Origin of the sequence: Pseudarthrobacter sp. L19 (assembly GCF_050859435.1) — a bacterium.
Classification (GTDB): domain Bacteria; phylum Actinomycetota; class Actinomycetes; order Actinomycetales; family Micrococcaceae; genus Arthrobacter.
The window spans coordinates 2,194,377-2,207,787 of the sequence record NZ_CP193935.1; the positions used below are offsets into that span (position 1 = coordinate 2,194,377).

Genomic DNA, 13,411 nt, shown 5'->3' on the forward strand with positions numbered 1-13,411 from the left:
CGGGCGACGGGTCTGGGGGTTGGGTGGTGGTGCGGGTCTCGGTCTCTGGTCCCAGTCTAGGGAGAAGGGGCGGTGGGCGGCTCAGGTGAGCCAGCCCCACACCTTTTGGCGCCGTCGGCCACGGCATCGGCGACATGCGTGGCGCTGTCGCCGATCATTTCCGAGGCCGAGCCGTAGCCCAATTTGCTGGCGAGCAGGCCCGCCCCGCCCCAGGCAACCCCGGCGACGGCAAAGAAGGGCCCCGCCACCGGAACGAAGCTGCCCGCGGCGAGGATGGTGGAGATGCCGCCGTCGATCTCCATCCCGGTGTTGTTCGTCGCAATTCCCTGCGCTAGTTGCAGACCGCCGGTGACGATGCCCAGACCGCCGGACAGCCGCCCCAGCATGGAGGTGCCGTTGAGGAGTTGGGTGCCGCGGACGTAGCCGGCTTCGGCAGCCTGGCCGTACTGGGCGCTGAGCATGGGCCAGTTGGTCAGCTTCGTGACCAGCCCGCCCTTGGCCATGGTGTCCAAGAGTTTGTCCGCGTAGAGCCCGGCGGTGGTGACGGCAGCGTTCCCTGCCAGCCACGGTGCCCCGCCGGCCCCGGCGACGATCGCCTCGAGGCCGGTTTCCTGCCCGGTGCCGCCGGTACTGCCGGAGGGCCTGCCGGCAGGAGTCCCCGGGCGGGAGGTGCCTCCGGTACCGGGGGTTCCCGCGGTTCCACCCTGCGCGCTGGCCGCCTCCTGCTCGTTGGCTTGGGTGAGGAGGAGCTTCGAGGCCTCCGCCAGCGACTGCGAGGCCCTGCTGAGGAGCGGCTTCAGGGTGCCGCTCCACTCGCTGCGGAACCGGCCGGCATCGGCGCCCTGCCAGGCGGCTCCCGCCACCAGGGAGTTGATCCGGCGTTCCGTGTCAGAGAGCCGCGACCCGGAGAGCCCCATGGACTTTGACAAGGACCGCAACTGTTCGACGTCGGCGCCGTAAAGGCCAGGGGCCATGGATGGTCCTCCAGGAAGGGATGAAGTGGGGCTGGTGTGACCCCAGCGTAGGGGACAGGCCCGCGGGGCCGCCATGGGCAGCGCTACCCATGGCGGCTGGCCGCAGGCATCCCGGGCCGGGCCTGGGATAACCTAGAGCAGTGACTTACGAGATTGAGATTGGCCGAGGCAAGCGTGGGCGTCGTGCCTACTCCCTGGATGACATTGCGATCGTCCCCAACCGCCGCACGCGTGACCCCAAGGACGTCTCCGTTTCCTGGCAGATCGATGCCTACAAGTTCGACATGCCGGTGATCGCCGCACCCATGGATTCGGCCATGTCGCCGGAAACCGCCATCGACCTGGGCCGTCTCGGCGGCCTCGGCGTCCTGGACCTCGAAGGCCTGTGGACCCGGTACGAGGATCCGCAGCCGGTGCTGGACCAGCTGGCGGCCCTCGAAGCGGAGGAGAACTCCACGGCCGTCACCCGCCGCATGCAGGAGCTGTACCAGGCGCCGATCCAGCCCGAACTCATCACCTCCCGGCTGGCCGAGATCCGCGCCGCCGGCGTCACCGTAGCCGGCTCCCTGACCCCGCAGCGGACCCAGGAGCACTACAAGACCGTGCTGGCCGCCGGTGTCGACATCTTCGTCATCCGCGGCACCACGGTCTCCGCCGAGCACGTCTCCAAGGACCACGAGCCGCTGAATCTCAAGCAGTTCATCTACGAGCTCGACGTGCCCGTGATTGTCGGCGGGGCCGCCGGCTACACCCCGGCCCTGCACCTGATGCGCACCGGCGCAGCGGGCGTCCTGGTCGGCTTCGGTGGCGGCGCCACCACCACCACGCGGCGCGCCCTGGGCATCCACTCGCCGATGGCCTCCGCCATCTCCGACGTCGCGGCCGCCCGCCGCGACTACATGGACGAATCCGGCGGGCGCTACGTCCACGTGATCGCCGACGGCGGCATGGGCACCTCGGGCGACATCGTCAAGGCCATCGCCATGGGCGCCGACGCCGTCATGCTCGGCAGTGCCCTCGCCCGCGCCGAGGAAGCCCCCGGCCGCGGCTGGCACTGGGGCCAGGAGGCCCACCACCTGGAACTGCCGCGCGGCGACCGGGTCAACGTCGGCACCGTCGGCCCGCTCGAGGAGGTCCTCTTCGGACCCGGCCACCACACCGACGGCACCTCCAACCTGGTCGGCGCCCTGCGCCGGTCGATGGCGACCACCGGTTACTCGGACCTGAAGGAATTCCAGCGCGTCGACGTCGTCGTCTCGCCCTACGCCGGGAACTGAGCCGGCGCCGGGGGTAACTCGGTCCGCCGTCCTGCCCCTGCCCATCCGCCGAACTTGGACGTAGTGTGGTGCACTACGAGGTTTGATCCGGATGGAGGCGTGAGATGAACAGTTTTCCCGGTGGTGCTCCCAAGGCCGGAGGCGCGCTCGGACCCGACGAGCGCGAAGCTTCCCTGGCCGCGCTGCGGGCAACCGCGGAGCCCGGCAAGGAACTCGACATCCTCATCGTCGGCGGCGGCATCGTCGGCGCCGGGGCCGCGCTGGACGCGGTCACCCGCGGGCTGAGCGTCGCCATCGTGGAGGCCAACGACTGGGCCGCAGGCACCTCCAGCCGGTCCTCGAAACTCATCCACGGTGGCCTGCGCTATTTGGAGATGCTCGACTTCGCCCTGGTCAAGGAGGCGCTGCACGAGCGTGGCCTGATCCTCTCGGTCCTGGCCCCGCACCTGGCCCGGCCGGTCCCGTTCCTGTATCCGCTGACCAAGCGCTTCGTCGAACGTCCCTACGTCGGCTCCGGCATCGCCCTGTACGACGCCATGTCCATCACCGGCGGGCACAGCCGCGGCGTCCCATTCCACAAGCACCTGAGCCGGCGGGGAACGCTGCGTGCCGCCCCCAGTCTGAAGAACGACGCCTTCGTCGGCTCCATCCGCTACTACGACGGCCAGGTCGACGACGCCAAGTACGTCGCGAACCTGATCCGGACCGCCGCCTACTACGGCGCGCACGCGGTGAACCAGATGGCCGTGGTGGACTTCCTCCGGGAGGGCGAGCGGGTGGTCGGCGCCAAGGTGGTCGACCACGAGGACGGCTCCAGCTTCAACATCCGCGCCAAGCAGGTCATCAACGCCACCGGGGTGTGGACCGACGAGACCCAGGCCATGGTCACGGACCGCGGCCAGCTCAAGGTCCGGGCGTCCAAGGGCATCCACCTGGTGGTGCCCCGCGACCGGTTCCAGTCCACCGTCGGGTTGATCCTGCGGACCGAGAAATCGGTGCTGTTCGTCATTCCCTGGGGCCGGCACTGGATCATCGGCACCACCGACACCGACTGGAACCTGGACAAGGCGCATCCTGCGGCCTCCAGCAAGGACATCGACTACATCCTCGAGCACGTCAACAAGGTGCTGAAGCGCCCGCTGACCCGGGAGGACGTCGAGGGCGTCTACGCCGGCCTGCGGCCCCTGCTGGCGGGGGAGAGTGACTCCACCGCCAAGCTCTCCCGGGAACACATCGTGGCGCACCCGGTACCCGGCCTCGTCGTCGTCGCCGGTGGCAAGTGGACCACCTACCGCGTGATGGCCAAGGACGCCGTGGACGAGGCTACCCGCACCATGGACGAACGCGTCCCGCCGTCCTGCACGGAGTCCATCCCGCTGCTGGGCGCCAGCGGCTTCAAGGCGGCGTGGAACAAGCGAAGCCGGATGGCCGAGGAGACCGGGGTGCACGTGGCACGGGTCGAACACCTGCTCAATCGGTACGGGTCGATGGCCCCGGAAGTCCTGGCCCTCATCGCCGAGAATCCCGAGCTTGCCGAGCCGCTGCCCGGAGCCGACGACTACCTGGGCGCCGAGGCGGTCTATGCTGCCAAGTTCGAGGGCGCCCGGCACGTGCAGGATGTCCTGACCCGACGGACCCGGATCTCGATTGAGGCCTGGGACCGCGGTGTGTCAGCCGCGCCGGTAGTCGCTAAACTCATGGGTGAAGTTCTCGGCTGGAGCGATGCGCAGCGCGAGAGCGAAATCAAGCACTACCTGGCCCGGGTGGACGCCGAACGGCTCAGCCAGGAGCAGCCGGACGACGAATCCGCCGACGCCGCACGGCTGGGTGTGGAGGACATCGTCCCGCTGCGCTGACCCGGGCGGGAACGGCCCCAGCCGGCCGGCGTGCACGAAGCCAAACCGAAGGGACAGCTCTTGGCGGAACCACTGGACCGGTACGATGCCGACCTCACGACGCCGCAGATGGTCATCCTGGAGCTGGACGCCGCCGACAAGTACGACGCCTCCGCCCAGCTGGCGCAACGGATGTTCGAGGCGGGCCGGATTTCGGACCTGGAGGGCTTCCTCTCCCACGTCAACGCCCGGGAGCACCAGATGGCCACCGGCCTGCCCGGTGGTGTGGGGTTGCCGCACGCCCGCAGCGAGTTTGTTTCCCGCACCTCGATCGCCGTAGGCATCACCAAGTACGGCAAGGCGCTCGACTTCGGCGCCGCCGACGGTCCAGCCACCGTGGTGCTGCTGATCGCGACGCCGGCGAGTTCGTTCTCCGACCACCTCGAGGTGCTCGCGACGCTGGCCCGCTCGCTGTCGAAGGAATCCTTCCGTGAGTCCCTGCGCCGGGCCTATGACCCGGAAGTCATTGCCGAGCTGATCAACTCTTCCCTGGTGTTCTTCGACCACTAAGATTGGGGCAGGCCCTTTCGTGTCGACTTCGTCGCCACGCAGGGACCCTGCTGCCCTGCTCTCGTGGCCGGCACTCTCAGGCCCGTTTCGGTCTTCTACAGGCGGACGAAGTACGGTTAAGGGGTGTTGAAAACCGCCCTCAAACCCCGCTGGATTGCCGGCCTGGTCTTTGCGCTGGTGATCTCGGGGGTCTTCGTGCTGCTGAGCCAGTGGCAGTTCGGCCGCTCCACGCGGTCCGAGGCTCCGGTTTCCACCGCCACCGAAGACCCGAAACCGTTAACCGCCGTCCTCAAACCCGGCGAGTTCTTCCCCGGTACCGCGGCAGACCAAGTGGTCACCGCCACCGGTCACTATGACCCTCAGAAGCAGGTCCTGGTCCCCGGACGGGTCAAGGACGGCGCCAAGGGGTACTGGATTGTCACCGGGTTCGCCGTCCAGGGAGCCCCCGTGCTGACGGGTGCCGGCGGGAGCCCCGAAACCTGGCTGGCCGTTGCCCGAGGCTGGGTTGCCGATCCCGCGGACGCGGCCGCGCCGCCCTCGGGCACCATCTCCCTGACCGGGCGGCTGATACCGTCCGAGGCACCCGTCCCCAACACGGACCCGGGTCCCGGCCGGGCGACCGCCGTCTCCACGGCCGAGCTGATCAACGTCTGGAATGTCAGCAGCTACCCCGGCTTCGTTGCCGCCAGCGCCGAGCGCTCCGGCGGGGCCGACGTCGCCGTTGCCGCGCCGGCGAAGGCCCTGGACATCGGTCCGCAGCCGCCGCAACAGAGCATCAATTGGCTGAACCTCTTCTACGCCGCCGAATGGGTGGTGTTTGCCGGGTTCGCCCTGTTCATCTGGTGGCGGCTGGTCAAGGACGACTACCGCCGGGACCTCGAGGACGCCCTCGACGAGCAGGAACGCGAGGAAGCCGAACGCCAGGACCCGGACACCGACACCACGTCCACCCACACCACCACCGACCCGAGAGTGCAATCATGATTGAGCCCAAACCGGCCATCGACCCGCAGCAGCCCGCCGGACCGGGACGTCCCGCCGGCAAGAAGCGCCGCTTCGGCGGAACCGAGGCCCAGATCCGCTCCGCGCTGAAGTTCTACAAGGTGCTGGCCTACCTCACCGGTTCCATGCTGCTGCTGTTGTGCGCCGAGCTGATCGCCCGCTACGTTTTCGGCCAGTACCTCTTCGCCGGCGGCACCAACGCGGTCACCGGGCAGCCGTTCGGCTTCGGGTTCGCCGACGCCGACCCGGCCGGGGTGATCGGCGGCGTCAACGTCTCGGTCACGGTGCTGATCGTGCACGGCTGGATGTACGTGGTCTACCTGATGTCCAACTTCCGCCTCTGGTCCCTGATGCGCTGGCCCTTCGGCAAAATGATCATCCTGGCCCTCGGCGGCGTCGTGCCGTTCCTCTCGTTCTTCGTGGAGAAGAAGTTCCACGCCGAGGTCGAAGCCGAACTGGCCGCCAACCCGCAGGCACCCCAGCGTTACTGAGCGCTGTGAGTTCGCGCACCCGCCGCACCGCGAATGTGCGGGGGAGCGGGGGCGCAAAGTAGGCTAGAGGGGTGACCACACCCACTGCATCCCAGACGTCCCAAAGGCCGGTCCTGGTTGTTGACTACGGTGCCCAGTACGCGCAGCTGATTGCCCGCCGCGTCCGGGAAGCGAATGTGTATTCGGAAGTCGTTCCGCATACCTACAGCACCGAGCAGCTGCTGGCCAAGAACCCTGCCGCGATCATCCTCTCCGGTGGCCCGTCCAGCGTTTACGCCGAGGGCGCCCCCGGCGTCGGCGCGGACCTGTTCGACGCCGGTGTCCCGGTCTTCGGCATCTGCTACGGCTTCCAGGCCATGGCAAACGCCCTGGGCGGCAAGGTGGCCCGCACCGGCCTGCGCGAGTACGGCGCCACGGAGACCACCGTCCTGGGTGAGGGCCGCTCCATCCTTGAAGGCATGCCGCAGCACCAGAGCACCTGGATGAGCCACGGTGACTCCGTGCACGATGCGCCGGAGGGCTTTGAGGTCCTGGCCACGACCGCCGGCGCCGACGTCGCCGCCTTCGCCAACGAGGAGAAGTGCCTCTACGGCGTGCAGTGGCACCCCGAGGTCAAGCACTCCGCCTACGGCCAGCAGGTCCTGGAGAACTTCCTCTTCAAGGGCGCCAAGCTGGAACCGAACTGGACCACCGGCAACATCCTCGAAGAGCAGGTCGCCCGCATCCGCGAGCAGGTCGGCGACGCCCGGGTCATCTGCGGCCTCTCCGGCGGCGTGGATTCCGCCGTCGCAGCCGCACTGGTCCAGCGGGCCGTCGGTGACCAGCTCACCTGTGTCTTCGTCGACCACGGCCTGCTGCGCGAAGGCGAAGCCGAACAGGTGGAGCGCGACTTCGTAGCCGCCACCGGCGTCAAGCTCTACGTCGCCAACGAACAGGAACGCTTCCAGACCGCCCTGGCCGGCGTCAGCGACCCCGAAACCAAGCGCAAGATCATCGGCCGCGAGTTCATCCGTGCCTTCGAAGAGGCCGAGCGGGCGATCATCGCGGAGGCGGCAGCGCACGGCGACAAGATCAAGTTCCTGGTCCAGGGCACGCTGTACCCGGACGTCGTCGAATCCGGCGGCGGCGAGGGTGCGGCCAACATCAAGAGCCACCACAACGTCGGCGGCCTGCCCGAGGACCTGCAGTTCGAGCTCGTCGAACCGCTGCGCGCCCTGTTCAAGGACGAGGTGCGCGCCGTGGGCGCCCAGCTCGGCCTGCCGCAGGAAATCGTCGGCCGCCAGCCCTTCCCGGGCCCCGGCCTCGGCATCCGCATCGTCGGCGAAGTCACGAAGGAACGCCTCGACCTGCTGCGCAAGGCCGACGCGATCGCCCGCGCCGAGCTGACCGCCGCCGGCCTCGACAATGAGGTCTGGCAGATGCCCGTGGTACTGCTGGCCGATGTCCGCAGCGTCGGCGTGCAGGGCGACGGCCGCACCTACGGCCACCCGATCGTCCTGCGTCCGGTCTCCTCCGAGGACGCCATGACCGCCGACTGGTCACGACTCCCGTACGACCTGCTGGCCCGGATTTCGAACCGGATCACCAACGAGGTCGACGGCGTGAACCGGGTGGTGCTGGATGTGACCAGCAAGCCGCCGGGAACCATCGAGTGGGAATAGCCTTGTGAAGGGCCGGCCTCCCCGGAGGCCGGCCCTTGGCGTTTAATCCTCCGGCCGGCGGAGAGGAATCGACCGCACTATTTTGGCCCCCGCCAGTGTTGCGGCCCCTCCCGGCGGACCGATCCGGGCTACGCTCGAAGGCATGCCGGTATGGTCCAGGGCGTTCCGCGCGAACACAGAAACCGTGAGCACAGAAAAGAAGGCAGAAGTGTCAGTTGGTCAAGGCCACCCCGAAGGCTCCGAGGAGTTCAGGAAATGGCTGTCGGGACTGAAGCCCGTCACGGGCCCCGACACGATGCTGCGCTTCACCAAGACTCCCGAGGGTTCCATCGACCTGACGCACGCCCACCCGTCGGGCCTGGCGCAGTTGATGGCCGGGCGGCGCACGCGGCTGTCCACCCTCATCCGTGACCGCCAGCAGTACGTCGTGGCGGCGCGGGCCTCGCGGAACCTGCGCTCGAAGATCTTTGAGCTGGCCAACGACCGGGGCATCGACGCGGGGTACCTCTCGGCCGGCACCGTCGTATGGACCTCGGCCGTCGGCGGGAAACCGCAGCGTGTCTCCGCTCCGGTCATGCTCACCGCCGTGTCCCTCACGGTCCGTCCCGGCGAAGACGACTACGAACTGCAACTGACCGAGCAGGCCCGGATCAATCCGGCCTTGGTCCGTCACCTGAAGAGCATCCACGGCATCGTTTTCGACGTCAACGCCGTGACGCGGATGGCCTACAGCACCGCACGCTTCGACCCGCTCCCCGTCCTGGACCGGCTCGCGACCCTGATCCAGCCGATCCACGGCGCCGAGGTGGAGCACAACCTCCTCGTCTCCACCTTCGCCGATCTCTCCGGCAACCTCGACGACCCGTGGATCAACCCGGAGAACAAGCTCGTGGCCGCCCTTGGGCGCGTCGCGGCCGGCGACTCCGTGGAGGTCCCCGAGCTCAAGGACGGCCGCTTCGCCAGCACGGATGAGCGCGACCCCGCCGATGAGCTGCTGCTCCTCGACGCGGACGCCGACCAGCAGTACGTGGTGGACGCGGTCCGCGCCGGCGACTCCCTGGTGGTCAGCGCCCCTCCGGGAACCGGGCAGACCCAGACCGCGATCAACACCATCGGCGCCCTCGTCGACGAGGGCAAAAGCGTGCTGGTAGTGGGGGACCGCCGCGCCAGCCTGGGCGAGGTCTCCGCGCAGCTCGAAGCCCTGGGCCTGGACTCGATGCTGGTGCAGCTGGCCGGGGGCACCACCCCGCTCCAGCTCAAAGGCCAGCTGGTGCGCGCGATCGTGCGCAACGAGAAGTCCCTCGAGCCGCAGTTGAAGAACCTGCACGCCACCCTGACCGAGCACCGGCACGCCCTGATGGACCACGTGGCCTCCCTGCACAACGTACGGGAGCGCTGGGGCTGCTCGCCCTACGAGGCGATGCAGTCGCTCGCGGCCCTGACCGCGATCCATCCCGCCCCGGCGACCACCGTCAGGCTCAAGCGAAGCGTCCTGGACAATATCCGCGACCGCGCGGAACTGGCCGAGCGGCTGCGGCGCGCCGCGGAACTGGGCAGCTTCAGCCGGGCATCGACCCTGAGCCCGTGGCACGGCGCCCGTCTGCTGACCCGCAAGGAAACCCAGGAAGCGCAGCAGGTGGCGCGTTCTGTCGCGGAGAAGCTGCCGCGGCTCCGCGACCGCATGAACGAGGTCGCCGAGCACGCCGAAATCCGGCTGGGGGACACCTTTGCCGAGTGGGGCGACCAGATCGACCTGCTGGTCGCCGTGCGGGGAAGCCTGGACAAATTCACGCCGGACATCTTCGACCGTCCGGTCCACGACCTCATCTCGGCCACCGCATCCTCCTCGTGGCGGCGGGAGCGCAGCATTGATATGCCCTCGATGCAGCGGTCGCGGTTGCGGCGGGTCGCGAAGGAGTACGTCCGGCCGGGCGTCCACATTGCCGACCTGCACAGTTCGCTGGTCCTGGTGCAGGAGCAGCGGGCGGCGTGGTCGGGGTACGCCACCACGCAGCGGCACCCCGCGGTGCCGTCCGGTTTGGGCGAACTGTCGGCGCTGTATCGGGAGCTGGACGCCGAGCTCAAGGACCTCGGCGAGGCCGTCAGGTACACCCGCGATGGCGGCGACGTGCAGAACACGCCGTACCCGGAGCTGCTGGACCGGCTGACCCGTCTCGTGGCGGACACCGGGACCCTCGAAACCCTGCCCGAACGCACGCTGCTGATTGAGAACATGCGCGAGCACGGCCTGGGTGAGCTGCTGGCGGACCTCGCCGAGCGTGAGGTCTCCGCGGACTCCGTCGCCGCCGAACTCGAGCTCGCCTGGTGGCAGTCCGCGCTGGAGGCGATGATCAGCGGGGACGACTACCTCGCCATGTCCGACGGCGACGCCCTCCGGCAGCTGGAGGCGGAATACCGTCTCGCGGACAACGCCCACATCGCCAGCGGCGCGGCCCGGCTGCGATGGAAGCTCGCAGAGCGTTGGCGGGCGGCGCTGGCCGAGCACCCGCGGCAAGCCGAACTCCTTCGGAGCCTGCTTAAGGACGGCCGGGTCACGCCGGCGGCGCTCACCGCCCAGTCGGCCGAACTCATCCCCATGCTCGTGCCCGTCTGGTCCATCAGTCCGTACCTGATGACCAGCCTGCTGCCCGCCGAACAGCACTTCGACGCGGTGGTGATCCTCGATGCCGAGGCGACCTCCCTGCAGGCTGTGCTCCCCGCGGTTGCGCGGTCCCGCCAGGTCATTGCCTTTGGCGACGACAGGATCGCCAGCCCGCGGACCTTTACCGTGGGTGTCGAGCGGCTGGCGGCGGGAGAGAGCTCCCACCACCGCGTCGACAGCGCCTACCAGTGCCTGGCGGCGGTGTTGCCGGTGCGCAGGCTCCGGACCGTCTACCGTGCCGTGGACGAGGATCTGGTCCGGCAGCTGAGCAAGAACTTTTACGACGGCGAACTCCGGCGGCTGCCGGAGGGGCAGTCCGCGACCGGCCTGGACCGCGCCCTCACGGTCGAGTACCTGCCGGACGGAACGGGTCTGCCGAGCGCCGACCAGGACGGCGTCGAGTCTGTCCTGGCCGAGGTGAACCGTGTCGTGGAACTCGTCTTCGATCACGCGAGGCTGCGTCCGAGGACCTCCCTCGCCGTCGTCACCGGCAGCCTGCGGCACGCCGCCCGGATCGGCGAGGCCATCCGTCTGCAGCTGCCGAACTACCCGCTCCTGGCGGGCTTCTTCACCGCGGGCACCGAATCGTTCCGCGTCGTCGACCTCGAACGTGCGCAGGGCCTGGTCCGCGACCGCGTGATCTTCTCGCCCGGGTACGGCCGCACGCCGCACGGCCGTGCGCTGCACAGCCTGGGTCCCCTGTCCGTCGACGGCGGCCGCGCCAAGTTCGCCCTGGCGATGACCCGTGCCCGGCGCTCCCTCCACGTGCTGACCTGCTTCCGGCCCGAGGATCTGGACAGCTCCCGGCTGAGCCACGGGGCCGTCGACTTCTACGAGCTGATCGACCGGGAGATTGCCGGCAACTCGGACCTGGGCAGCCCCGCCTCCCGGGCTGCCGCCAGCGAGCAGGCCCTCGGTGCCGACCCGTTGGTCACGGACCTCGGCGACAGGCTCCGCGCCCGCGGCGCCCGCGTCTGGCACCAGTACGACGGGGCCCTGGACATGGTGGCAGCCGCGGATCCACTGCACACGATTGGACAGGACGACGCCGACATCCCGCGTCCGGTGGCCATCGAGTCCGACGGAACCGAGCGTTACCGGCGGATGACCGTCCGCGAACGAAGCCGGCTCCGGCCGCAGCTGCTGGAACGCCTGGGCTGGCGTTACATGCCGCTGTGGACCATCGAGGTCTTCACCGATCCCTCCGTGTGCGCGGACCGGATTGGCGGGTACCTTGGATTGGAGAAGCCGGTGGTGTCCTCCCGGATCGGGACCGCGCCGGGCTTCTCGGACGACATGGAAAGTTTCGGGCTCGAGAGCTCCCGGGACGCGTATGCAGCCTCCGGCCAGGCGCCCACAGCCTGGGCCGCGGCGGCGCACCAGCAGGAATTTACGAGCAGTACTAAGGAGGCGGACGTGACCAGTCAGCACAGCGCCGCAAACGACAACCCGAACCAGCCGAGCGAGGCATACAAGGAACCCGCCACGGCGGCCAGCATGGATACCGACAGCGAAGCCCGGGCCGGAGTCGGCCGGAGTGCCGGCTCCCCGGATCAGGACGCGGACCGGACTGCAGCCCGTGCTTCCGGTCAGCCGTCCCGGGCCGAAGGCGCCGCTGCACACAGCGCGTCCCCGGCGGGGATTCTTCCCACCAAGGCCGCGGAGGATGATCCCCGACGCTGGGGCGACGAGCCCGGCGGGTATGACCACGACGCCTGGCTGCAGGAACAGAAGCCACCGCACTGGGGCTGACGCCAGGGGGCCGGGGCCTGCGCAGCACGGTGGGCCACAGCACGCCCGCAGCGTGACTACGGCCCGCCGGGGCCAACCAAGACGAAAAACAACTTTCCCTGCGTCGATGCGCCGGCAAGCTTTCTGGACTGCTCCGGGTCGGCCGCGACCACCATCAGCCCGTCCGTATCGCCGGCGCCGAGCCATTGCCCGGATTTGCCGCCCCGGGCGGAGGTCCAGAGCACCGGGACGCGCGCGGCGAGAATCTGCGACGTCGCCGCCTGCTCAAACCCGTTGCCGCCGGTCAGCACGATGTTGACCAGTTGACCGGGGAGACCAGCTGGATCGAGGCGGGATCAGCCATGCGCAACGGCACGGCGGCGGAACCGGGTGGGGTGCCGGTCAACAGGCCGGGTCCGACAAAGAACGATGAACTCAGCAACTGCCCCCGGCTCAACGCGACGCCCAGTTGCTGCCCCTCGGCTGTCGACGGGTCAACGGCCGCGTCAGGTAAGACCCCTGGCGGAACCTGGACGGCCATGAGATCCCCCGCGGCGAGGAGCCGCCCCGCCGGAAGGTCCCCGGCCGCGGCCCAGGCCGTGACCGTCGGCGGGGGAGCGGGAGTAAGCTGCTGGACTGCGAGCCCGGCGGCCAGGCACAGCAGAAGGGCGGCGATCAGCCTGCGGTTGCGCCCCACCCATCGACGGAGGCGACGCGGTGCGGACCTGCGGGAGGGAAGGGAGCGTCCTCCCGCGGGCCGGCCCGCAACGGGCGGGCCCCCGGCAGACCCGGGCCGGGAGAAGGGAAGCCTTGCTGGTGCCATGGCTCCACGCTAGGAGCCTGAACGCGGCGGGCTTAGCCCCGGGTCGGGCTATGTGGACAAGCTGCAGCGGGAAGCTGCAGGTGCCCTAGTTGGCGGCGGCGGTCGGAGCCGCGGCCGGGGTGGCAGCCGGTGCGGCGGGCGCCACCGAGCTGCCCTTGGAATCGCGGGAATCGGTCCGGTAGAAGCCGGAGCCCTTGAAGACGACTCCGACGCTGTTGAACTTCTTGCGCAACGTTCCCTGGCACTCCGGGCAGGTCGTCAGCGATTCATCGGAGAACGACTGCACGGTCTCGAAGGCGTGGTTGCAGTCCTTGCAAGCGTAGGCGTACGTGGGCACTGGGTTCCTCCTCTAGGACAAACGAGCAGGTCCCGTAGTGCATCCCTC

The 13,411-nt window shown here is 69.2% G+C and carries 11 protein-coding genes; 7 read left to right on the plus strand and 4 right to left on the minus strand.

Annotation, left to right across the window (positions count from 1 at the left end; all coding sequences use genetic code 11):
- Positions 1-56: 56 nt before the first annotated feature.
- Positions 57-974 (minus strand): WXG100 family type VII secretion target, encoded by a 918-nt coding sequence (locus ACRQ5B_RS10460; protein WP_432393699.1) that lies wholly within the window; start codon positions 972-974, stop codon positions 57-59.
- A gap of 140 nt (positions 975-1,114) precedes the next feature.
- On the opposite strand from ACRQ5B_RS10460, the gene ACRQ5B_RS10465 reads away from it, so the two are divergent.
- From ACRQ5B_RS10465 to ACRQ5B_RS10495, 7 genes are all read left to right on the plus strand, one after another.
- On the plus strand, positions 1,115-2,251 hold the full coding sequence (locus ACRQ5B_RS10465; RefSeq protein WP_432393701.1) for a GuaB3 family IMP dehydrogenase-related protein: 1,137 nt from the start codon (positions 1,115-1,117) through the stop codon (positions 2,249-2,251).
- A 104-nt stretch (positions 2,252-2,355) separates the two neighbouring features.
- The gene (locus ACRQ5B_RS10470) at positions 2,356-4,107 is read left to right on the plus strand and encodes a glycerol-3-phosphate dehydrogenase/oxidase (RefSeq protein WP_290255851.1); all 1,752 of its coding nucleotides are present in this window, start codon (positions 2,356-2,358) and stop codon (positions 4,105-4,107) included.
- A gap of 60 nt (positions 4,108-4,167) precedes the next feature.
- The gene (locus ACRQ5B_RS10475; protein ID WP_290255850.1) at positions 4,168-4,656 is read left to right on the plus strand and encodes a PTS sugar transporter subunit IIA; all 489 of its coding nucleotides are present in this window, start codon (positions 4,168-4,170) and stop codon (positions 4,654-4,656) included.
- Between the two features lie 123 nt (positions 4,657-4,779).
- Positions 4,780-5,640, plus strand: coding sequence for an SURF1 family protein (locus tag ACRQ5B_RS10480; RefSeq protein WP_432393704.1), 861 nt, complete (start codon positions 4,780-4,782; stop codon positions 5,638-5,640).
- Positions 5,637-6,149, plus strand: a complete 513-nt coding sequence (locus ACRQ5B_RS10485) for a DUF3817 domain-containing protein (protein ID WP_290255848.1) — start codon at positions 5,637-5,639, stop codon at positions 6,147-6,149. Before ACRQ5B_RS10480 ends, ACRQ5B_RS10485 begins: the two co-directional genes overlap by 4 nt.
- A gap of 71 nt (positions 6,150-6,220) precedes the next feature.
- On the plus strand, positions 6,221-7,810 hold the full coding sequence (guaA, locus tag ACRQ5B_RS10490) for a glutamine-hydrolyzing GMP synthase (protein WP_432393706.1): 1,590 nt from the start codon (positions 6,221-6,223) through the stop codon (positions 7,808-7,810).
- A gap of 208 nt (positions 7,811-8,018) precedes the next feature.
- Positions 8,019-12,224, plus strand: a complete 4,206-nt coding sequence (locus ACRQ5B_RS10495; protein ID WP_432393708.1) for a DUF4011 domain-containing protein — start codon at positions 8,019-8,021, stop codon at positions 12,222-12,224.
- Positions 12,225-12,280: 56 nt separating this feature from the next.
- Here ACRQ5B_RS10495 and ACRQ5B_RS10500 read toward each other — a convergent pair whose 3' ends face one another.
- The 3 genes from ACRQ5B_RS10500 to ACRQ5B_RS10510 form a co-directional block, all read right to left on the minus strand.
- Positions 12,281-12,514, minus strand: a complete 234-nt coding sequence (locus ACRQ5B_RS10500; RefSeq protein ID WP_432393710.1) for a hypothetical protein — start codon at positions 12,512-12,514, stop codon at positions 12,281-12,283.
- Positions 12,508-12,900, minus strand: a complete 393-nt coding sequence (locus ACRQ5B_RS10505) for a hypothetical protein (protein WP_432393712.1) — start codon at positions 12,898-12,900, stop codon at positions 12,508-12,510. The genes ACRQ5B_RS10500 and ACRQ5B_RS10505 overlap by 7 nt, the downstream gene beginning before the upstream one ends.
- A gap of 211 nt (positions 12,901-13,111) precedes the next feature.
- Entirely contained in the window at positions 13,112-13,363 is a 252-nt protein-coding gene (locus ACRQ5B_RS10510; RefSeq protein WP_290255844.1) for an FmdB family zinc ribbon protein, read from the minus strand.
- Positions 13,364-13,411: the final 48 nt, after the last annotated feature.

Excerpts from the sequence above, each read along its gene's own strand:
- ACRQ5B_RS10460 (WP_432393699.1), bottom strand. The coding sequence starts at position 974 with ATGGCCCCTGGCCTTTACGGCGCCGACGTCGAACAGTTGCGGTCCTTG.
- ACRQ5B_RS10470 (WP_290255851.1), top strand. The coding sequence starts at position 2,356 with ATGAACAGTTTTCCCGGTGGTGCTCCCAAGGCCGGAGGCGCGCTCGGA.
- ACRQ5B_RS10485 (WP_290255848.1), top strand. The coding sequence starts at position 5,637 with ATGATTGAGCCCAAACCGGCCATCGACCCGCAGCAGCCCGCCGGACCG.